20 protein-coding genes are annotated in these 22,999 nt (G+C 35.1%); all 20 read left to right on the forward strand.

Annotation, left to right across the window (positions count from 1 at the left end; translation table 11 throughout):
* The first annotated feature begins 24 nt into the window (after positions 1–24).
* The 20 genes from C7390_RS06165 (at position 25) to C7390_RS06260 (ending at position 22,987) form a co-directional block, all read left to right on the forward strand.
* Complete coding sequence (locus C7390_RS06165; protein WP_116443801.1) at positions 25–1,776, forward strand: glycoside hydrolase family 25 protein; 1,752 nt, start codon at positions 25–27, stop codon at positions 1,774–1,776.
* Between the two features lie 418 nt (positions 1,777–2,194).
* Positions 2,195–2,377, forward strand: coding sequence for a hypothetical protein (locus tag C7390_RS06170; protein WP_318295586.1), 183 nt, complete (start codon positions 2,195–2,197; stop codon positions 2,375–2,377).
* Positions 2,378–2,547: 170 nt separating this feature from the next.
* Positions 2,548–5,049: a lectin like domain-containing protein gene (locus C7390_RS06175; RefSeq protein ID WP_116443802.1), complete on the forward strand. Its 2,502-nt coding sequence runs from the start codon at positions 2,548–2,550 to the stop codon at positions 5,047–5,049.
* Positions 5,050–5,125: 76 nt separating this feature from the next.
* Positions 5,126–6,355 carry a UTP--glucose-1-phosphate uridylyltransferase gene (locus tag C7390_RS06180; protein ID WP_116443803.1) on the forward strand — a complete coding sequence of 410 codons (1,230 nt, stop codon included), beginning with the start codon at positions 5,126–5,128 and terminating at the stop codon, positions 6,353–6,355.
* A gap of 179 nt (positions 6,356–6,534) precedes the next feature.
* Positions 6,535–7,074 carry a phosphoribosyltransferase gene (locus C7390_RS06185; RefSeq protein WP_116443804.1) on the forward strand — a complete coding sequence of 180 codons (540 nt, stop codon included), beginning with the start codon at positions 6,535–6,537 and terminating at the stop codon, positions 7,072–7,074.
* A 5-nt stretch (positions 7,075–7,079) separates the two neighbouring features.
* Positions 7,080–7,772: a DNA-processing protein DprA gene (locus tag C7390_RS06190; RefSeq protein WP_022502159.1), complete on the forward strand. Its 693-nt coding sequence runs from the start codon at positions 7,080–7,082 to the stop codon at positions 7,770–7,772.
* A 16-nt stretch (positions 7,773–7,788) separates the two neighbouring features.
* Positions 7,789–8,589, forward strand: a complete 801-nt coding sequence (locus tag C7390_RS06195; protein ID WP_022502158.1) for a zinc ribbon domain-containing protein — start codon at positions 7,789–7,791, stop codon at positions 8,587–8,589.
* Complete coding sequence (locus C7390_RS06200; RefSeq protein ID WP_022502157.1) at positions 8,586–9,338, forward strand: zinc ribbon domain-containing protein; 753 nt, start codon at positions 8,586–8,588, stop codon at positions 9,336–9,338. Before C7390_RS06195 ends, C7390_RS06200 begins: the two co-directional genes overlap by 4 nt.
* Positions 9,338–9,763 (forward strand): hypothetical protein, encoded by a 426-nt coding sequence (locus C7390_RS06205; protein ID WP_022502156.1) that lies wholly within the window; start codon positions 9,338–9,340, stop codon positions 9,761–9,763. Before C7390_RS06200 ends, C7390_RS06205 begins: the two co-directional genes overlap by 1 nt.
* Before the next feature lie 58 nt (positions 9,764–9,821).
* Positions 9,822–10,835, forward strand: a complete 1,014-nt coding sequence (galE, locus tag C7390_RS06210) for a UDP-glucose 4-epimerase GalE (protein WP_022502155.1) — start codon at positions 9,822–9,824, stop codon at positions 10,833–10,835.
* A gap of 174 nt (positions 10,836–11,009) precedes the next feature.
* Positions 11,010–12,521, forward strand: coding sequence for a DNA/RNA helicase domain-containing protein (locus tag C7390_RS06215; RefSeq protein ID WP_318295587.1), 1,512 nt, complete (start codon positions 11,010–11,012; stop codon positions 12,519–12,521).
* Between the two features lie 118 nt (positions 12,522–12,639).
* Entirely contained in the window at positions 12,640–13,947 is a 1,308-nt protein-coding gene (locus C7390_RS06220) for a GH25 family lysozyme (protein WP_318295588.1), read from the forward strand.
* 171 nt (positions 13,948–14,118) lie between these two features.
* On the forward strand, positions 14,119–14,769 hold the full coding sequence (locus C7390_RS06225) for a ClpP family protease (RefSeq protein WP_055174335.1): 651 nt from the start codon (positions 14,119–14,121) through the stop codon (positions 14,767–14,769).
* A 54-nt stretch (positions 14,770–14,823) separates the two neighbouring features.
* Positions 14,824–15,771, forward strand: a complete 948-nt coding sequence (locus C7390_RS06230; protein ID WP_242854092.1) for a radical SAM protein — start codon at positions 14,824–14,826, stop codon at positions 15,769–15,771.
* 33 nt (positions 15,772–15,804) lie between these two features.
* Positions 15,805–17,703, forward strand: coding sequence for an alpha-amylase (locus tag C7390_RS06235; protein WP_116443808.1), 1,899 nt, complete (start codon positions 15,805–15,807; stop codon positions 17,701–17,703).
* A 32-nt stretch (positions 17,704–17,735) separates the two neighbouring features.
* Positions 17,736–18,644, forward strand: a complete 909-nt coding sequence (locus C7390_RS06240; RefSeq protein ID WP_116443809.1) for a hypothetical protein — start codon at positions 17,736–17,738, stop codon at positions 18,642–18,644.
* A 55-nt stretch (positions 18,645–18,699) separates the two neighbouring features.
* A complete protein-coding gene (locus C7390_RS06245; RefSeq protein ID WP_318295589.1) occupies positions 18,700–19,371 on the forward strand; it encodes an HAD family hydrolase in 672 nt (223 codons plus the stop codon).
* A gap of 242 nt (positions 19,372–19,613) precedes the next feature.
* Positions 19,614–20,306 carry a hypothetical protein gene (locus C7390_RS06250; protein WP_116443810.1) on the forward strand — a complete coding sequence of 231 codons (693 nt, stop codon included), beginning with the start codon at positions 19,614–19,616 and terminating at the stop codon, positions 20,304–20,306.
* A gap of 699 nt (positions 20,307–21,005) precedes the next feature.
* Positions 21,006–22,421, forward strand: coding sequence for an anthranilate synthase component I (trpE, locus tag C7390_RS06255; RefSeq protein WP_116443811.1), 1,416 nt, complete (start codon positions 21,006–21,008; stop codon positions 22,419–22,421).
* Positions 22,418–22,987: an anthranilate synthase component II gene (locus C7390_RS06260; protein WP_022502145.1), complete on the forward strand. Its 570-nt coding sequence runs from the start codon at positions 22,418–22,420 to the stop codon at positions 22,985–22,987. The genes trpE and C7390_RS06260 overlap by 4 nt, the downstream gene beginning before the upstream one ends.
* Positions 22,988–22,999: the final 12 nt, after the last annotated feature.

The following is a 22,999-nucleotide window of genomic DNA, read 5'->3' on the forward strand; positions in this document are numbered from 1 at the left end:
TATTTTTGCTAAGGAGGTTTTATTTTGAAAAAATTATTAATTGGTGTAGGGCTTGCCTGTGGTTTAATGTTGTTATGTAATATCAATGCTTTTGCATATGATGAAAATTCAGACATTATAGAGCAGGGGAATGAATGGGTATACGTTAAGAATGGCGTTGTTCAGTATGATTACACTGGCATAAGAGATAATTGTAATGGCTGGTGGAGAATAGAGAATGGTGTAGTTAATTTTAATTATACTGGTTTAGCAGACAATGAGAATGGCCGCTTTTATATAGAAGATGGCAAGGTTAATTTTGATTTTACAGGAATAATACAGGATGGAGGAAATCTTGTATATGTAGAAAATAGTAAAGTCAGATATGATTACACAGGAATAAAACAGTATTATAATGAATGGTTATACATAAAAAATGGAGTAGTTGATTATAGTTATACAGGAATAGCAGAGAATGAAAATGGCTGGTGGAGAGTTGAGAATGGAGTAGTCAATTTTGATTATACAGGATTGGCAGATAATGAAAATGGTCGTTTTTATATAGAAGATGGCAGGGTTAATTTTGATTATACTGGATTTATGCAGGATGGCAATGATTTAGTTTATCTCATAGAGAGCAAAGTCAGATATGATTATAACAGTATAGAAGATAATAATGGCGAATGGTTATATATTAATAACGGCAAAGTCGATTATAGTTATACAGGAATAGCTGAGAATGAGAATGGCTGGTGGCGAATAGAAGGCGGTAAGGTTAATTTTAATTATAATGGATTGGCAGATAATGAAAATGGCCGCTTTTATATAGTAAATGGACGAGTTAATTTTGATTATACAGATGTAATACAAGATGGTGCTGACTGGGTATATATAGAGAACAGCAAAGTCAGATATGATTACACAGGAATAAGAGAGAATATCAATGGCTGGTGGAGAATAGAGTCAGGTATAGTCAATTTTAAATTTACAGGTATTGCAGCGAATGAGAATGGTGAGTTCTTTATAAAAGATGGCAAGGTTGATTTTAGTTATACAGGAACAATTAATCAGGATGATTATATGTATAGTGTAAGAGAAGGCTGGGTTGTATCTAAAGACAATATATCTGAAAAGATTATGGGTGTAGATGTGTCACACCACAATAATGATAATAGCGAAGGTGTAATTAACTGGGCAGAAGTAGCTAATGCAGGTTATAAGTTCGCTATGGTTAAGGTTGCAGGAAGATCTACAGGTGCTGATGGTAACTTATACACTGATTCATATTATGAGGAGAACATACAGGGAGCACTTGCAGCTGGAATGCAGGTTGGAGCATATTTCTTTTCACAATCTATGTCAGTTGAAGAAGCTGTTGAAGAAGCTAACTATATTTGCGATTTAATTGCAGGTTATAATATTACATATCCTGTTGTATTTGACTGGGAGACAACATCAGGTTATAGAACAGAAGATTTACGCAGCAATAGTGAGCTTCGTACTGCTATGAGCATAGCATTTTGTGATACTGTTAAGAGCAGGGGGTATGACCCAATGATATACATTAACAAGTATGATTATCTTAACTATGTTGATACAGATAAGTTATCATCAAACTATGATATATGGCTTGCATGGTACTGGAATGATTATTATGAAACAGGCGAATTATGGCATGAAGGTGACGATGTGCCAGATATCGGTTATAAGTACAGAATATGGCAGTACACAAGTACAGCGAGTGTTCCTGGTATAGCAGGTGGTTGTGATGTTAATATTGCATATGGAACAAGATAAAAGAATTTTGAATAAATAGATTATAAACTGGTTTATGTTAACTTATTTTTAATAATCAGCATTTTTACTGAATATTTAGTGGAAATGCTGGTTATTAAAAGTCAGTACATAGACCAGTTTTTTGTTTACTTATACTCTCGTATATAATATACTGTATATAAGATTAGACTTACCTGTATACGTGAATAAAAGTATAAGAATTTTACATAAAGATATTGATTTAATAAAATTTGGTGGAAATTAATATTGTTACATAAGACAATTATATGAAAATTAAAAAATAGAAACGGAGGAATTATATGGCTGATAGCAATATTAAAAGAATTGTTCAACAGCACTAAGTATTATGCTTATATTTGGGACAGTAAGCATCACACCGGCACAACAGGTGTCGGGCAGTGGAGTACAGGAGTTAGCTGTGTCAACACGTCATTATGCTAATTATGTAAGGGTTGATAAGTGGAATGGCAGTAAATGGCAGAATATACACTATTCAGCCGATGATTCTTATGACATAGCATTAACAACAGATAATAATGGCTCATATGTATACAATGGTGTAAGATATAATATTATAAATGGCTGGGCATATAGAGCATAATTATAATATATTGTATTTTATATAATAAATAAGGTTGACAGTTGATTGTTAACCTTATTTTTATGAGATTTAATTAATCAATGTGTGTTATGAAAGTGTGTATACAAGTCGATATATTTAATGAAAGTTATTCAAGTTAGGTGAAAAACAGAAGAAAACGAGGTATAAGTATGAAAATTAAGAAACTATTAGCAGTGGTATTGGGTACTGTACTTGCCATAAGCTCATTTAGTTATACATCCTGGGCAGCTGGAGATGATAATAATAGTTCATCAGTGGAGAAATTCCAATTTGTTCCAGGGTATGTAGCAAGTGAACTTGATGGCAATACTCCTGTATATGAAGACTATGGTATGGCAAGAATGTTAAGCGAATTGCCTGCTAGCTATCCGTCAAGTGTTGAAGATATTAAAAGCAAATATCCTGACAATCGTAATCAGAATCCATATGGAACTTGTTGGGCATTCTCAAGTCTGGGACTTGCAGAATTCGATCTGATTAATGATGGAGCAGCTGATAAGAATATAGATTTAAGCGAATTGGCATTGGCATATTATACATACAATTCTGTAACTGACCCACTTGGTGGAACAGTGGGGGATACAGCTAAATATTATAATGAAAATTCAGATTATTCATATCTTAATAGAGGCGGCAATTATCAGTATTCATCAAGAAGACTGGCTCAATGGATAGGAGCAACAGAGAATACAGTTCCTTACAGCAAAGCGAACGACACAATTAAACAAGGACTAAGTGGTGAGTTCGCATATAGTTATAAAGATGCCCACCTTCACAATGTATATCAGATTAATATTAAAGAGAATACATCAGGTGTTAAAGAAGCAATTATGGAGCATGGTGCTGTAGGTGTTATGTATTATCATTCAGATTATAATATGTCATGGAGTAGAAAGAGTGACTGTTATACTTATTATGACACAGCTCGGGCAGGTGGTGGTCATGCTGTTATGATAGTTGGATGGAATGACAATTTTTCCAAAGATAATTTCGAGGGACTTAAACCTTCGAATGATGGAGCATGGCTTATAAGGAATAGCTGGGGTTCTTACTGTGATTATTTCTGGATGTCATATGATACGTTTTCTTTAGAGAATACAGCATGGGTATTTGATTTTGTTGCAAATGATGGCTTTGACAATAATTATCAGCTGGATGGAGGTATTGAGACTTATAGATCATCTAATGTATTATCTGGAGCTAATGTATTTACAACACAGAAAAAATCTGGAATTGATTATGAAGTATTAAAGGCTGTATCTGTATCAATGTCACAGGCAGCAGATGTAAAATATACTGTTGATATTTATACTAATCTGACTAATCTTAATAATCCACTTAGTGGAACTAAACAGGTTACAGCAACGACTACTGGTTATACACAATATGCTGGTATATATACAATAGAGTTGAGTAATCCAATTAAGCTTGCTCCGGGAACAACATATTCAGTTGTTGTAACGACAGATAAGGCAGCACTTGATAGAGAAGATGCTACAAGTATGGCTACAGGAGAAAAACTCGAAACTATAATATGGGACAGGAGAGTTAGTCAGTTTGATGGAAAGAGTTTTTATAAAGAAGGAAATGTATATAAATACTCTCCTAATAATTTTTGTATAAAAGCATTTACATCTAATGCTAAAGAAGCTGATACTAATGTGCCTATTGAAAGTATACATGTTAATAAGGATACTATGTCATTAACAGAAGGGGAAAGTGCGACATTAACAGCAACAATTAGTCCTTCTAATACAACATTAGATAAGACAGTAAAGTGGAGTAGTAGTAATACAGCTGTGGCATCAGTAGATAGTGCAGGAAAAGTGACAGCAAAAAAAGCAGGAACAGCAGTAATCACAGCTACCAGCAGCAATGGAAAGAGTGCGAGCTGCACAGTAACAGTAAAGCAGAAAGATACATACACTGGTTTAAGAGATGTTAATGGAACGCTTACATATTTTACTAATGGACAGGCAGATAAGACATATACAGGCTTTGTAAGCTATGCAAGGAATAATTATTATGTAATAAACGGAGTAGTGGATACTTCATATACTAATGTTACATATGATGGAAAAGACTGGTTATATGTAGAAAATGGAAAAGTAAGATATGACTATACAGGTATAAGACCTAATGAAAATGGCTGGTGGCGAATAGAGAATGGTAAAGTCAACTTTGATTACTATGGAATAGCTGAGAACGAAAATGGCTGGTGGAAGATAGAAGGCGGCAGGGTCAACTTTGATTACACAGGAGTAGCTGAGAATGAGAACGGCTGGTGGCGAATAGAAGGAGGCAAAGTCAACTTTGATTACACAGGAATAGCCAATAATGAAAATGGCTGGTGGCGAATAGAAGGGGGCAAAGTCAACTTCGATTATTATGGAGTAGCTGAGAATGAAAACGGCTGGTGGAAAATCGAAGGGGGCAAAGTCAACTTTGATTACACAGGAATAGCCAATAATGAAAATGGCTGGTGGCGAATAGAAGGCGGTAAAGTGAATTTTGACTTTACAGGAGTAGCCAGTAATGAGAACGGAGAATTCTATATTGAGAATGGAAAAGTGGATTTTTCAAAGAATGGTTCATATGTATATAATGGTATAAGATATAACATTGTAAATGGATGGGCATACAGGATTTAATGTTTATTTGCTTTACGTTATAAAAAGTTGTATAATCAGCAAGAATAACATTTGATAATATATGAGGAGAATTACAATGAATAAGCAGGAAGCAATTAATGCGTTAAAAGAACACAATCAGGAGCATGTAATTAAAAGACTTGAGGCTCTTGATGAAGTTTCAGCTAAGAAGCTTATTGCACAGGTTGCAAGCATAGACTGGAGTGTTGTTGAAAGCATTAATCATAAAGCAGAGGACAATTCATCTGATAGAAAAATAGAGCCTTTGGAAGCTGTTGAGATAAAGGATATTAAAGCTAATAAGGATAAATATACTGCTAAAGGTATAGAGGCTATCAAGGCTGGCAAGGTTGCTGCAGTATTACTTGCAGGTGGACAGGGTACAAGACTTGGACTTGATAAGCCAAAGGGAACACTTAATGTAGGTATCAATAAGGATTTATTCCTTTTCGAGCAGTTGATTAATAACTTATTAGATGTAGTTAACCAGTCAGGTGCATATGTGCCACTTTATATTATGACAAGTGATAAGAACAATAATGATACAGTAGCATTTTTTGAAGAACACAACTTCTTTGGATATGATAAAGACTATGTTAAGTTCTTTATTCAGAGTATGGCACCATCTGTTGATTATAATGGAAAGCTTTATATGGAAAGCACTGACAGTCTTGCAATGTCACCTAATGGCAATGGCGGCTGGTTTACATCACTTATTGATGCAGGACTTGATAAGGATATGGAAAGCAAGGGCATTGAATTGGTAAATGTATTTGCAGTAGATAATATTTTACAGAGAATTGCAGACCCATCATTTGTAGGTGCAACAATACTTTCAGGTGCAGATTGTGGTTCAAAGGTTGTTAGAAAATGTGCACCAGACGAGAAGGTTGGTGTAATGTGTAAGGTGAACGGACATCCTTCAATTATTGAGTATTATGAGATGTCAGAAGAACTGGCCAATATGAGAAGAGAAGATGGCGAGCTTACATATGGATTTGGAGTTATTCTTAATTATTTATTCAGTTTTAACAAGCTTGTTGAGATAGCTAACAGAAAGCTTCCATTACATATAGTAGAAAAGAAGATACCTTATATAGATGAGAATGATAACCTTGTTAAGCCAGAAACACCTAACGGCTATAAGTTTGAAAAGCTTGTTCTTGATATGGTTGAGATGATGGATAATTGTGTTCCATATGAAGTTGAGCGTAATTATGAATTCGCACCTATTAAGAATAAGACAGGTAAGGATTCACTTGAAAGCGCAAGAGAATTACTAAAGGTTAATGGAATAGAATTTTAAAAGGTTTCTATCTGTACATATAATAAATGAGGCTTCCGTATAATAGGGAGGCCTCATTTATTATGTTAAGCTGATACAAATATAAAGAACGTTTGTTTGACAAATGCATAAAAAGCTGATATATTATAAATATAAAATATATTGTTTGGTAAGTTTGCTATGAATTTGGAGGACGGCATATGATATTTGTTAATAAAGAATGGGATGCAATAGATGATATAATAGTATATAGTAATTATCATAAATATTGGCAAAATAAGGAACTCAGAATTAAGAATCCGTACTTTGATGTTTTTAGTGGCAGAATACTTGATTTGAAAGAAGGAAAGCAGTCGGCGGTGAAGTATTTCTATAATTTGATTAATGAAGAGATATGTAAAGATGTAACCATATGTGTAGTTCCATCCAGTGATGCAGATAAGAAGGAAAGTGGAATAGGTATGTTAGGTGAAATGCTGGCAGCTGATGGAAGAAAGAATAAAGTATATTATTTGCAAAGAACAAAGAGTATTGATAAACTTGCATATGGTGGCTGCCGAGACAGACAAGTACATATGAAGACAATATCAACATTAGATAGTATTGATATTAATGGAGACATAATACTGCTTATGGATGATGTCACAACAACAGGAAATTCATTATATGCCTGTAGGGAAATATTGATGAAAAAAGGTGCAAAGACAGTTAAAATGTTTGCATTGGGAAAGGCAGTATAGAATATATGATTATAGAGAATTGTACAATAGAAAGTGATAAATACCCCCTGCATTTAAAAAATATTAACGATAAACCATCAATATTATATTATAGTGGTGCAATAGAATGTATTAATAAATATAAAAATATTGCAGTAATTGGAACTAGAAAAGCCTCAGAAAATGGATTGAAAATTGCATATGAAACAGGTGCATTTCTTGCAAAAAATAATATAAATGTTGTGAATGGTCTGGCATTAGGGTGCGATACAGAAGCTTTAAGAGGTGCTTTAGATAATGGGGGTAGATGTATTGTTTTATTGCCGTGTGGTTTAGATAATATACAGCCCAAGTCTAATCGAAGTTTAGCAGATAGGATAGTTCAGAATGGCGGATGTCTTATAAGCGAATATAATGTTGGAACACCACTAAACAAATACCAATATGTAAAAAGAGATAGATTGCAAAGTGGAATATGTCAGGGTGTATTAGTTGTTGAGGCAGAGATGAATAGTGGAACAATGCATACGGTTAAGTATGCGGAGGAACAATTTAAGAGAATAGCATGTTATAGTCATAGACTTGTGAAGTTTTCATCTGGTAATGAATATTTAGAGCAGAATAAAAATGTAAATATTTTATCTGATAGACAGCAATTAGAAGAATTTATACAGAATATTAATTCAGAATTAACCTACACCCAGCTGACATTATTCTAATATAAGGGGGATATGTATGATATGCAGTAATTGTGGAGCAGATATTAGCAGTAAGGATATTAAGTGTCCGTATTGTGGTGCTATGCAGTACGAGGCTTCAGAGAAGAAGTATATGAACGACTTATATAAGATTAACAGTGATATGGATAATCTTGATAAGAATGTAAGAAGATATGCTTTATTAAGCATAGCCAAAAGTATAGGATATGTATTGATTGGAACGGCTGCTGCTTTAGTAATAGGAGTAGCTATAGGACGTTTTGATTATAAGCAGTATAACGATTCAAGAAAAGAACGTAATGAGATTCATAAAGCTATGGATTGGTACGATGACAATTCTGCTAAACTTGATGAATTGTATACACTTCAAAGATATTCAGAAGCCAGAGATATAATAAGAAATTATGATGGGAATACAAGCCTTATGGCAAGCTGGGAACATTATAATTTTATACAGCTATATGACTGGTATTATGATGCTTTTTCAAAGGTATACGAGAATGTTAAAGGACAGGATAAAGCAGAGGTAATGGAATACCAGTTTAAGAATGGCTATAGGCATGCTCTTGACCTTGTAAATATGAAAGAAAATAAAGGCTCATATGCTAATAGAAATTATATGACTTGTTCTAAAGAGGACAGACAGATAATAGATATGTGGGTAGAGAATGCCAGAGACTACCTGGTTAATTATGCTGGATTATCAGAAGATGATATAAGGCAGCAGATAGATGAATTATATCCAGATGGTTATTATGATTATAAGCTTGGACAATCATATGAAGATAAGTATTATGAAGAATGGAGTAGAAGATGAAATGTAATAATTGTGGTGCGCCGCTTCAGCTTAATCAAAAGTTCTGTCCTAATTGTGGTTCTCCTAATGAGCAGGCTTTAAAGCATGTCAATGATATGGAGAACTATGACAAGAAGTTTAATAGAACCAGAAGCAAAGTAATAAGCAATAGTAAGTGGTTTGTGAAGAATATAACACCAATTGCGGTTGTTATGTTATCTGCAATAGTTCTTGCAGCAGCTCTTATAGCTAATAATTCAATGCTGGGATATAGATTGGCGGAGAATTCCAACAAAAAGTATAACAAAGAACATAATGATGAAATTCAGATACAGCTTAGAGAGCTGCTTGATAATGAAGATTATGGAACACTTTATGAGCTGTATGAAACGGCAGACCGTATTATTATAACAGATGATTATAAATATGGCTGGAGCAGCTTCTATAGCATTTTATATGATTATCTTGAAATAAGAAGGGCAATATGTGGGATAAAAGAAGCAGAAGGCGATTCATCATCTTATTCGTGGGACGATAGTCTTAACAGAGCTGCAAGATCAATAGTGGATTTAGAGGACACCATGAACAGGCTGGTTTCTTTTGATACGAGCAGAAGTAAAGAAAGTCAGTCTTATGCAGAGAATATACTTGATAAGGCGCACTTATTTATCAAAGCTTACTGCGATTTCACAGATGACGATATTGCGAAATTGCCGGATATGAATCAGACAGAGGTGCTTACACTTCTAACAAGGAGGATATACGGATAATGCGAAAGAAAAAGTTTAATCCATTTGTGTTGTTATATATTATATCTGCAATATTGCTCATAATATCCATTGCTCCGATAGCAGATACAGCAGCCGAGATATATAGAGTCAAGGGAAGATATGCCGGATATGAAGAAGAGAGTCTGTTTAATGATTTTATAGAAAAAGATTATGCGGGACTTTCTAAGAAGGTTAATTATAATAAGGGGATTGGTAAAAGTATATCTGAAGATGAGAAGGATTATTATACGTTTGTAGAATGTTATAATATTGCAGTTGATTATAATATGTATGTCAGGCTGGGAGATATTAATAAGGCAGATGAACTGAAAGAGCAGTTTGAGGATAATACAAGGCTGCTTCAAAGAAAGATATTTAAAGAAGCATTAGAAACAGTAAAAAATACATATATAGTTGTTTCTTGACATTGATTACTGGCTTAGGTATGTTATAATAATTACAAAGAAAGATTGGGAGGTACATATGGTTGTTTTATTAGCAGGTGGAGCTGGATATATAGGTTCACATACAGCAGTTGAATTACTTAATGCAGGACATGATGTTGTTATAGTTGATGATTACAGTAACAGTTGTCCTGAATCTATAAAGAGAGTGGAAGAGATAACTGGAAAAAGTATTGTATCTTATGAGGCTGATGTTAAAGACAAAGAAGTTATGACTAAGATATTTGCAGAAAATAAGATTGATTGTGTAATACATTTTGCTGGACTTAAGGCAGTTGGTGAGTCAACAAGACTTCCAGCCAAGTATTACCGTAACAATATTGATACAACACTTACACTTCTTGAGTGTATGAAAGAAGCAGGAGTTAAGAAGATTGTATTCTCATCTTCAGCGACAGTATATGGAGAACAGAAGCCTCCATATGTTGAAACTATGCCAAGAGGTGCATGCTCTAATCCATATGGATGGACTAAGGCTATGATGGAGCAGATTCTTACAGATTGTGCTAATGCAGATTCAGAGCTTACAGTTATACTTCTTCGTTATTTCAATCCAATTGGAGCACATCCATCAGGTAAGATTGGAGAAGACCCACAGGGAATTCCTAATAATCTTATGCCTTATGTATCACAGGTTGCGGCAGGAAGAAGAGAGCAGCTTACAATATTTGGCGGAGATTACGATACACCAGACGGTACTTGTAGAAGAGATTATATACACGTTGTAGATCTTGCCTGCGGACATCTTAAGGCTGTTGAATATGCACAGTCACATAAGGGTGTTGAGATATTTAACTTAGGAACGGGAACTCCTTACAGTGTACTTGAGATAGTTAATGCGTTTGAAAGTTCAACAGGTGTTAAGATTAATTATGTGATTGGTGACAGAAGACCGGGAGATTTACCTGATTCGTGGGCTGATGCCTCTAAAGCGGCTAAGGTTCTAGGCTGGGAAGCTAAGAAGACACTTGAAGATATGTGTAAAGACAGTTGGAACTGGCAGAGCCATAATCCTAACGGATACAGACAGTAGAATATATAGCGGCGTAATATAGTGTTAATATTAATATTGCTATTACAATATCGCGATAGTTATATAATTATTGGATATTGGAGAGTGTTAATATATACTATGTGCCGGAGTTGATAGAGCATACATATTATAAAGTATAGTATGCTCTATTTTACTATAAAGGCAGGTGAGTGTATGAACTCGATTAATATTTATAATCTCACAAGAGTTAGTGATAATGAGGATTTTGCTGAGTATGAATATATTTTGTCGGGGAGAAAAGATTTTCAGAGGACAAGGATAAGAGAGAAAGAGTCACTTATTATTCTTGTAAGGGAATTGATTAAAGCTGGTGCAAGGTTAGAGGATCTGGATAACTATTTCTATTCATATACGATTGCACATATAAGCAAGGAATTTGATTTATTAAGGATTTCATCTAACAGAAAATGTATTCTTAATATAGAGCTTAAAAGTGAAGATGTAGGAGAGGACAGAATAAAGCAGCAGCTTGTAAGAAACAGATATTACTTAAGTCCTGTAACTACTAATATATATTCGTATACATTTATTCTAAATACCAATACATTATATAGATTAGAACTTAGTGATGGTACATATACACTTGTTATGGCTGATTTTACAGAGCTTGTGGCTGATATAAGAATGATAAAGAAGTGTATGAAATACAATATCGAAAGTCTGTTCAAAGCTAAAGACTATCTTATATCGCCAGTTAATGCACCAGAAAGGTTTGCAAGACACCAGTATTTTCTTACGAACCAGCAGGAGGCTATGAGCAGGAAGTTCCTTAACAGCCTTATTAATAATAGTGAAGTAAGATATTATTCAATAAAGGGTGAAGCTGGAACAGGAAAGACACTTCTTCTGTATGATACAGTGCGTAAGCTTCCAAAAGAACTATCTAAATGTATAATACACTTTGGCAGAAGGACACCTAATATAGATATATTGCAGAATACCATTAGTAACACTACAATAATAACCTCTAAAGAATTTGTCAATGAAGATAATATCAAAGATTATGATTATGTGCTTGTAGATGAAACACAGCGAATGCACGATGACCAGTTTGAGTGGCTTAAGGAATGTAATGCCAGCAGGATTATTATGTTCTATGACTGTGACCAGGTATTATCAAGACATGAACAGTTAAGGGCAATGGACAAAAGAATAGAAGAATTATCAGAAGAGAAATATTTTCTTTCAGATAAGATAAGAACCAATCCAGAACTTGCGGAATTTGTGCGTAATTTATTTGACCTTACCAAGCACGGCAGGGGCTATGAGTATGATTGTGTAACAATTGCCTATGCTAACAGTATTAATGAATTTAAAAAGCTTAAAGCATATTATAGGGCAAAGCAGTACATTTACATAGATTATGAGAAGTCATATAAAGATATGAATGAAAGATATAAGACAAGGCAGTTCAATGCCTACCGTTATATAGGAAAAGAATTCGATAAGGTGCTTACAGTTATAGATGGCAAATTCCGTTATAACGAGTACGGGGAATTAGTTGCTGATGTAGAAGACAATAATGATGATATATTAGAAAAGCTTCTGTATCAGGGGGTTACAAGAGCAAGAGATAAGCTGTGTATAATTGTACTTGATAATAAAGAAGTCTTTGAGAAGCTGCTTGAGATGAAGAGTGGAATTAACAGAGAATATATAGACTGATTAACAGGCACGAAGCCTTCCTTTTAGAATAACATATATTAAGGATATATCTTGCTTAAAGATGTATTCTTACACAAGGTATATCCTTTATATGTATATAAAGGAGGTGGTATGTCTTATGATAAAAAGTCCGAAATTTACACATAGCAAGAAGGACAATAATAAAGCACAGGGCAGAAGTACACATTTAACAGCTATTGTTGTATCGCTTGTTCTTAGTATAATAATGATTACCATAAGCGTGTTTAACGTAAGTGCAGTTGTGATAGATGTGAGTAGTCACGATGGTCTGATAGACTGGAACAGGATAGAGGAGCATATAGAAGGTGTCATAATAAGAATTGGTTATGGTAATGATATTGAAGGACAAGATGATAAGCAGGCAATCCGTAATATGAATGAATGTGAGCGGCTTGGAATACCTTATGGTGTATATATATACAGTTATGCACTTACAAGTGATGAAGTGACATCTGAGATTAATCATACACTAAGAATGTTGCAGGGGCGAAGTCCTGTCCGTGGCGTATGGTTTGATATGGAAGATGCAGACGGATACAAGGAGAGTAATGGACTTGATGTATACAAAGATGGTGAGCTTTTAACGGATTTTTGTATACAATTTATTGAAGCTATGGATAAAGAAGGCTATAAGACAGGCGTATATGCTAACTATAATTATTATAAAAATGTACTGAATTTGGAGCGGCTTGCGAATACCAGAGGTTTTAATATGTGGCTTGCACACTGGGGTATAGAAGAACCTGGTATGGATTGTATGATGTGGCAGTTTGGAGCATACTTAATAGATGGGCACGAATTTGATGGCAATATATTTTATGCAGATTACAGCTCACCATTTAAAGATAGACCAGATACAGACGATAACGGAGAGAATATAGAACGTATAGATAAAGCTGCTGGAAGTTCTGCAATTGAAGCAGTAAATGTTGATACCAATGTAAATGTAATCTACAGGGCACAGATTAGAGGCAGTTACTGGCTTCCTGAGGTAGTTAATGATGAAGATTATGCAGGAATACAGGGGACTGGAATAACTGGAATAACCTTATCAACTGATAAAGGTTATGCTGTATACAGAGTATATGCCGGTGGCAGGTGGCTTTCATATGTTGACAGCAGAAATTCAGATATTAATGACTATTATAATGGTTATGCAGGAAATGGAGCTGAGATTGAGGCGGTTGAAGTGTATTATTATACACCGGCATCATTGCTTATAAATGAAGCGACACCATATGCAACATTAAAAGACGGAAGATACCATTATGCGTATTACAGGGTAAGCAGAAAGAATATGGATTATTATTCTTATCAGACAGACAATGAAACAGACAATGGACAGGACGGTTATGCAGGCATTATAGGCAGGAAGATAGACCGGTTCCAGATAATTATAAAATAAATATTTGAGGATACAGAATATTTGGCATAATATTTACAATATTGGCAATATTATAAGATGATAAGTCAGTACATTCTTTAACAGAAGTGTTCTGGGGTGTGCTGACATAGTATTGTACAGGCCAGGATTTTTATGAAAGGTCAGGAATATTGTAAAGGAGTTAGCACATATATGAGTGAAGATAGTGATAATAAAGATGGACAGGTTGTGCTTGAGGATAAAAATGGAAAGAAGATTAAGCTAATTACAATAATAGGTGAGATAGAAGGACACGATAATCTTCCAGCTGCAAGCAAGACAACCAAGTATGAACATCTGCTTCCACAGCTTGCTGCGGTGGAAAATGATGATACAATAGGTGGAGTATTATTTTTAATGAATACGGTCGGAGGAGATGTAAGTGCAGGGCTTGCATTGTCCGAAATGATTGCGTCAATGCACAAGCCAACGGTATCTCTTGTTATAGGAGATTCCCACAGTATAGGTGTTCCTCTTGCTGTAAGCACAGATTATTCATTTATTGTTCCAACAGCTACAATGATAGTACATCCGGTGAGAATGAATGGAAATATAATAGGTGCAAGACAGACTTATGATTATTTTGAACGCATACAGAAAAGAATTGTCTCATTTATTGCAAGAAAAAGCGACACAAAAGAAAAAGAAGTAGAGAATATGATGATGAATACAGAAATGCTTACAAAGGATTTAGGAACAATTCTTGTAGGAGAAGATGCAGTGAAAGCCGGGCTTATTAATGAAGTAGGCGGAATAAGCCACGCATTCAATAAGATAAAAGAGCTTATGAATAAAGAAGAGTAAATAGAAGAACAATAAAGATATGCAGAATAGTAAACATATGCAGAAATGAGGATTATGATGACACAAAGCACACAGCCAGATAACAAATGTAATATATGCCCAAGGCGTTGTAATATTGACAGAACACATAATAAAGGTTATTGTCTTATGAATGATAAAATTATGGCGGCAAGGGCTGCACTTCATATGTGGGAAGAACCCTGCATATCAGGAGAGCGTGGAAGTGGTGCTATATTCTTTTCGGGCTGTACATTAAGATGTGTATTCTGTCAGAATCACGATATAGCTTCTGCAAAGGTTGGAAAGGAATTATCTGTAGATGAGCTGAGCGATGTTATGCTTCGTCTGCAGGATAATAAGGCTGATAATATTAATCTTGTAACGCCAACACATTTTACAATTCCAATAATAAAGGCAATAGAAAAGGCAAGAAATAAAGGACTTAGAATACCGGTTGTATACAATACAAGTGCATATGAAAATGTTGAAACATTAAGAATGTTAGACGGCATAGTGGATGTATATCTGCCGGATTTTAAATATATGGACAGCAGGCTTTCACAGCAGTATTCATATGCTGCAGATTATACAGAAACTGCGAAGAAAGCATTAGAAGAAATGATAAGACAGACAGGTAAGCCGGTATTCTTTACAGCAGAAGATGAACTCGTAAAAGAGGGGTATGTTGAAGAGCAGATTATGAAGAGAGGTGTCATAGTAAGACATCTTCTTCTGCCTGCGTGTGTGAAAGACTCCAAGGCTGTAATCAAGTACCTGTATGATACATATAAAGATGACATATACATAAGCATTATGAACCAGTACACACCGATAAACAGAATTAAGGAATACGATAATCTTAACAGGAGGGTCACTAAGAAAGAATATGATGAGGTTGTAGATTATGCCATTGAATTAGGTGTTGTCAACGGCTTTATACAAGAGGGCGGTACAGCAGATGAAAGCTTTATTCCAGAATTTGATTATACTGGATTATTATGATAAAGTATAAGACAGTTGAAATGGAGGCATATTATGCGATGTGAGAGTGGTAACCCTTGTATTATGGGGTGTAACAGGATAGAAAATGGATATAATTTTGCTTATGATTGTAGTACGGATACGGATATAAAACTATGCTTTTTTGATAGGGATACTCTTGAATTAAAAGAGGAAATTCCGTTAAAAAAAAGAATGGGGACAGTATATTCTGTATGTGTGTGTGATGATAATATAGAGAGAATGCTGTATTGTTACAAGGCTGATGATGAATATATTGTTGATCCTTATGCCAAGGCGGTTACAGGCTGTGAAGTATTTGGAGTTGAGCAAGAAAATACATTACATTTAAGTCCGGTAAAGCTTGAAAGCTTTAATTGGGAAGGTGATGTGCCACTGCATCTGCCATATAATGACTGTGTTTTTTATAAGCTTAATGTGCGTGGATTTACAAAAAGCAGGTCATCAAAGGTAAAGGCAAAGGGGACATTCAGGGGGATTGTAGAGAAAATACCATATCTTAAGGAACTTGGTATTACTACGCTTGAATTTATGCCGGCATATGAATTTGATGAGGCATACAGATTTCCTCAATTCATAGACAGCAGTGAATATTTAAGATATGGTGTGATAAAAGGAAGCATTTATAATAATACTGTTACTAAAAAGGCAGAAAAGCTTAACTGCTGGGGCTATACCAAGGCATTTTATTATGCACCTAAGGCATCTTACAGCATACCAGCAGAGGATAATATTAGTGAAAAGGCAGGTAAATATAATGATTACACGACAGAATTCAAGAATATGGTAAAATGCCTGCATAATAACGGAATTGAAGTTGTGATGGAATTCTTCTTTGACGGTGTTAAAACGGCATATATTCTTGAATGCGTGAGGTACTGGGTAAGGGAATACCATATAGACGGAGTGCACCTGTACTGTGATGAACATTCCCTAAATGTGCTGGCAGCAGATCCACAGCTTGCAGATACAAAGATAATTACTGTCGGCTGGAATTCAGACAGGGGTACATATAAGCATATGGCAAGCTGTAATAATGATGCACAGAATACGATAAGGCGTTATTTAAAAGGTGATGAGGATATGTTAAGGCCATTTATTAATATGGCAGGTGCTAATCCATATAATGCTGCGGTTATCAATTATGTGGCAAGTAATAATGGCTTTACACTGTATGATCTGGTGAGCTACGACCGCAAGCATAACGAGCTTAATGGCGAGAATAATAGAGATGGTGAGAATTATAATTTCAGCTGGAATTGCGGCGAAGAAGGCAGTACGAGAAAGCTTAAGGTAAGACAGTTAAGAATTAAGCAGATTAAAAATGCTCTTGTTATGGTTATATTATCGCAGGGTACGCCGCTTATTCTTGCGGGAGATGAATTTATGAACACCCAGCAGGGAAATAATAACCCTTATTGCATAGATAGTGAGCTTTCGTGGGTGAACTGGAGAACAAGCAATGATTCAATGCAGATATTGGAATGGACTAAGAAGCTTATTGGCTTAAGAAAGAAATATGGTATTCTTCACAGCAGGGAAAATCTTTCATTAAGTGACTCCAAATCATTAGGCTATCCGGATATGTCATATCACGGAAGCAATGCGTGGTATGCTGATATGGAGAATTATTGCAGGCAGATAGGAATTATGTATTGTAATTCCTACGCAGATGATAAGTCAAGAAGCCTTATATACATAGCCTATAATATGCATTGGGAAAAGCACAATCTTGCCCTGCCAAAGGTTGAGGGAAGCAGCTTTAAGATAATAGCAGCCACGAATGATGGGCAGGATAAAGCATTTATTGATAAAGAAGCAAGAAGCGTCTGTGTACCGGAAAGAAGCATAGCAATCCTTGTGGCAGAATATCAAGAAAAGAAAAAAGCCAGAATTATTAAGAAAAGATACTAAAAGTTATAATATCCGGAAAGGAAAAAGTTAAAATGGATTACACAAAGCTTAATGAATTAAAGAGCCAGTATGGAGATTATGAGGAAGTATTTAATTCAGGAGATTATGATAAAGCGGCAGATATACTTATGAAGGTGTTAGATGTCATAGAGCTTGAATACGAAGATAAAAGAAAAGCTGGTATGCTGGATAATGATCTTAATGTAAGAAAGTCAGAAGGTACGGATACAATATGGCTGTGTACTAATCATATTATGGAATATTATATATATGCGTGCTATTTTGAACCACAGCAAGAAATACTTATGCCAGAGCTTCCAATTGCAGAATATTACAGGACTTATGCTGATTTATGCGTGAAGCTTCAAAAGTACAAGAGGGCAGAAGATGCCTATAAGAAAGCACTATGCTGGAATCCGGTTGATTTGGATTCATATCTTGGGCTTGCAGAATGTTACAAATACCTTAATATGATGTCAAGATATTTTGATGTGACTAAGCAGGCATACAGATTTTGCTGTACAAGGGCAACTATGGCAAGGTATTACAGAAATATGGGCTTTTATTACCTTTCATCATACAATACAGATATGGCGAAGGCGTGCTACACATACAGTAATATCTATTATCACACAGATAATGCAGATTCAGAGCTTAATTATATAGAAAATGCACTTAAGGAAGCCAAAGATAAGGGCGTAACTAAGGATGATAAAGAATATGATATCCGCACAATGCAGGCAATGTTTGATAAAGAAAATGTTGAGCCGGGCCCGGACTCTAAGACGATCGGTATTGTATACAGGGTTGGAGAGTTAATGCTTCAGGATAAGGAATATGCACTTGCAAAGGATTGTTTTTCTATTGTATATGATATAACTAATGAACAACGGCTTGAAGGAGTACTTGCAGAGTTAGACAGATGTCTTGAAAATGCGTAATTTATGAATTAATATTATGAATTAAAATCGTTATGTGCACAAAGCAGGAACAGAAATGATGATTAAAATGGAGAAGAATATGGATTTAAAAAACAAGTATGACAGCATAATATTTGACCTTGACGGAACATTATGGAACTCATCAAAGCCTATATGTGAAGCGTGGAATATTATATTAGACAGACATAAAGAGATAGTAAGAGAGCCTATAACAATAGAAGAACTGGGACAGTGTATGGGACTTCCTATGTATGATATTGCGGCAAAGCTGTTTCCTGATGAGAAGGAAGAAGTAAGAAATGCACTTATGGACGAGCTGTGCGAATTTGAAAATGGATATCTTGAAAAGATGGGTGGAGTGTTATTTCCAGAGCTTGAGGCAACACTTAAAGAGCTTAAGACAAAATATCCATTGTATATAGTAAGCAACTGTCAGGACGGATATATTGAAGCATTTATAAAGGCACATAAGCTTGAAAAATATTTTAGTGATACAGAGTGCTGGGGCAGAACAAGAGCACCAAAGGCAGTAAGCAACAGAACACTTATAGAAAGAAATAATCTTAGCAATCCGGTATATGTCGGTGATACAGCAGGTGATGCCAATGCGGCAATGGAAGCTGAAATAGACTTTATATATGCCGAGTATGGTTTTGGTGAAGTTGAACCTTCTTTATATGTTGGGGTAATAGACAGTTTTAAAGAGCTTAAAGATATTCTTTTGTAATTATATTACCTGAAAGTAATCTTGAGTGGCTAAAGACTATATTTAAAAAAATTCTGCTATAATTATTTTATGTATTAATATTAAGGTATTATATATTTTGTACGATATATTATTCGTAAATAATAAGCCGTAAGCTTATACGGCTGACCAATGAAATATATAATAACACGGATGTTAAATATACGCTACGGATGGCACTTTTTATAAGTGCCATCTTTTTTTGAATGTCCAGGGAGGTAAGTATGAATACACAAGATAAACAGATTAACTCAGCAGTAAATAGCTGCCGTATGGCATTGTACAACAATAATAAAGCCAAAAGCACTAATAAAACTACAAGACTTATCAATAATCTTTTTAAAAAATACAGAAAAGATGACACCGAAAATGAAAATGAGGATGAGAGTGCTAAGATTGATACATTATCTATAGGTTTGCAGTTAAAGGAAGCGGTTGATTCTATATTTGACCCGACAACCGGAATGAGTGAAGAAGAAAAAAAGAAATTTGTACAGAAGCTGTACCGTAAGTTAGAGTCGGGTAAGAAGCTTAGTGCAGACGAAATGCAGTATTTAAGAAAGAACGACCCTGTGACTTATGCCAAGGCGGCAAAGGTTCAGGTATTAAGAGAGTCGTTAAAGAAACAACTTAAAAGTGCTACGTCAAAGGAAAAAGCGGCAGACATATATACACAGGCTATGTCAAGAATAAGTGAGGATGACCCAGCCAGGAAAGAAATTATGGCAGCATATGATGATGTATATAAGGAGTTCAGAAAGTCTGACGAGTATAAAGCACTTCCTAATACAGAGAAAGAGGCAAAGGAAAAGGCAGCTAATAATAAAAATAAAAATGCACAGGGCTGGGAAGAAAAAGAAGATAATGATACAGAAATGTCAGTTGGAGAAATTGATGTAGTTGAGAAATTGATGTAGTGGAAAAATTTGATGTAGTTGAGAAATTGATGTAGTGGAAAAATTTGATGTAGTTGAGAAATTAATGTAGTGGAAAATTTAATTTTTGGGGTTGACGTATTGGTTAGTTAGTGCTATCATAACTTCAACATTTTAATACACTAAAGTCTGCGAACAAGATAGTACTTTATGAAGGAACATTACAGAGAGCTGGCGGTGATGGAAAGCCGGTATGGGAGTCATAAAGGAATGGGCTTGGGAGATGCACAGATTAACAGCATAACAGCCTAGTAGTCTGTGACGTGTCCTCACGTTATAGAGGGAGGATATAATAGTATCCGATAATGAGATAAGTATATTTTAATAACATTATATGTATAACAGCTTATAGTTATATTATAATTATAACACTGTATATGATTGCCATATATGCTGTATATACATATAATAGTAATATGAATTATTCGGTTTCACTTAAAGGCTTGTAAAGCATTTGATGTGTATATAATATGCACAGCATAAGTGATATAATATATTATGATATGTAGTTGAATGTACTTGTGAATAAGGGTGGCACCACGAGATTTATCGTCCCTGACAGGAATGTCCTGTCGGGGACTTTTTTGTGTGATAGGAATATCTGTTTACATAATAAGTTATAAGAGATAAGAAAAAGTCTGATATCTGACAGGAAGATTAATAAGAAGTGAGGATTGGTGTATGAGAAGATTAAAAGCATACAAAAAGACAGTAAGTATTGTTAATGAATCAGCTATTGAGCTTTATAAGGGGCTTGGAAGAGAAAAGAAGGGCTTTCTTATGGAGAGTAATGATAAGGAAAATGGCAGATACACATTTATGGGAGTTGACCCACAGGAGATTATCCAGTCAGATAAGGACAGTCTTGTAATTACTAAATCAGATGGCAGCAGGGAAGTAAGGAAAGGTAATCCACTTATAAGATTAAAAGAATACTTCGATGAATTTGAAATAATAAAAGATGCAGAAGAACTTGAATTTATGGGAGGACTTGTTGGAAGTCTTGGATATGATTATATAAGATATACAGAGAATCTCCCAGATGATAATGAAGATGAGATAGGCATAGAAACAATACAGCTTATGTTAGCTTCAAAGTTCATAGCGATCGACCACGAGGCTGAAACGTTTACAGCAGTAGTTCTTGATGAAGATAGTAAAGAAGGCAGAGCAAGAGCATTAAAGGAAGCTGAGGAACTTATAAAGACAGCAAGAGAAGGCGTTGGTAAATATCATAACGAAGAGATTGATATGGAACTTGATGGCCAGATTGTGAAAAAATCGGACACGATAGATGAATACAGCCAGAAGGTTGAGAAGATTAAGAATTATATAAAAGAAGGACACATATTCCAGACAGTATTATCACAGAGATGGACAGTTAAGACAAAGCAGACAGGTTTTAATCTTTACGAGAAGTTAAGAAAGCTTAACCCATCACCATATCTTTATTATTATAACTTTGGAGATTTTGAAATAATTGGAAGCTCACCAGAGATGATAGTAAAGCAGACAGATTCTAAAGTATATACCTGTCCTATAGCCGGAACAAGAAGACGAGGAAAGACTAAGGAGGAAGATATAGCATTAGAAGAAGAGCTTCTTAGTGATGAGAAGGAAAGAGCAGAACATGTAATGCTTGTTGATCTTGCAAGAAATGACTGTGGTAAGATAAGTGAGTTAGGTTCAGTGAGAGTTTCAAAGTTTATGAATGTGCAGAGATACTCACACGTAATGCATATAGTATCGTTGGTAGAGGGAAGAAGAAATGGAGAATATCATCCTCTTGACCTTGTATCATCATTCCTTCCAGCAGGTACATTAAGCGGAGCACCTAAGATAAGGGCTATGGAGATTATAGATGAATTGGAAACTGTAAGACGAGGTCTTTATGGAGGAGCAACAGGTTACCTTGATTTTGGCGGTAATATGAATTTCTGTATTACAATAAGAACTATGATAAAGAAAGGTGACAATGTATATCTTCAGGCAGGAGCTGGAATTGTAGCAGATTCTAAGCCGGAGCTTGAATATATGGAGTGCTGTAATAAAGTTATGGCACTTGCCAAGACACTTGTTAAGGAGGAACAGTTATGATTCTTTTAATTGATAATTACGATTCATTTACATATAATCTTTATCAGTTTATAGGTATATTTAACAATGATATAAAGGTAGTAAGAAATGACAAGATAACAATAGAGGAGATTGAAGCGTTAGATCCAGAGTCAATAGTTATATCTCCCGGACCTAAGAGCCCTTTAGAGGCAGGCATAAGTGTTGAGGTGATAAAGCATTTTACAGGTAAGAAACCTATACTTGGCATATGCCTTGGACATCAGAGCATAGGTGTTGCATTTGGTGCAACAGTTTCATATGCCAGGCAGTTAATGCACGGCAAGCAGTCAGAGGTTATTCATAATGGAAGCAGTATATTTGAAGGAATTCCATCGCCTGTAAAGGTTGCAAGATATCATTCACTTGCGATTATAGAGGGTACACTTCCAGATGAGCTTGAGGTAATTGCAAGAACTGATGACGGAGAGATTATGGCAGTTAAGCATAGGAAATATCCGGTTGTCGGTTTACAGTTCCACCCTGAATCAATATATACTGAACACGGAAAAAGAATGATAGAGAATTTTGTTAATGGCAATATCTGACTGATAAATGTG

Source organism: Bacteroides galacturonicus (assembly GCF_003096855.1).
GTDB lineage: Bacteria > Bacillota > Clostridia > Lachnospirales > Lachnospiraceae > Lachnospira > Lachnospira rogosae.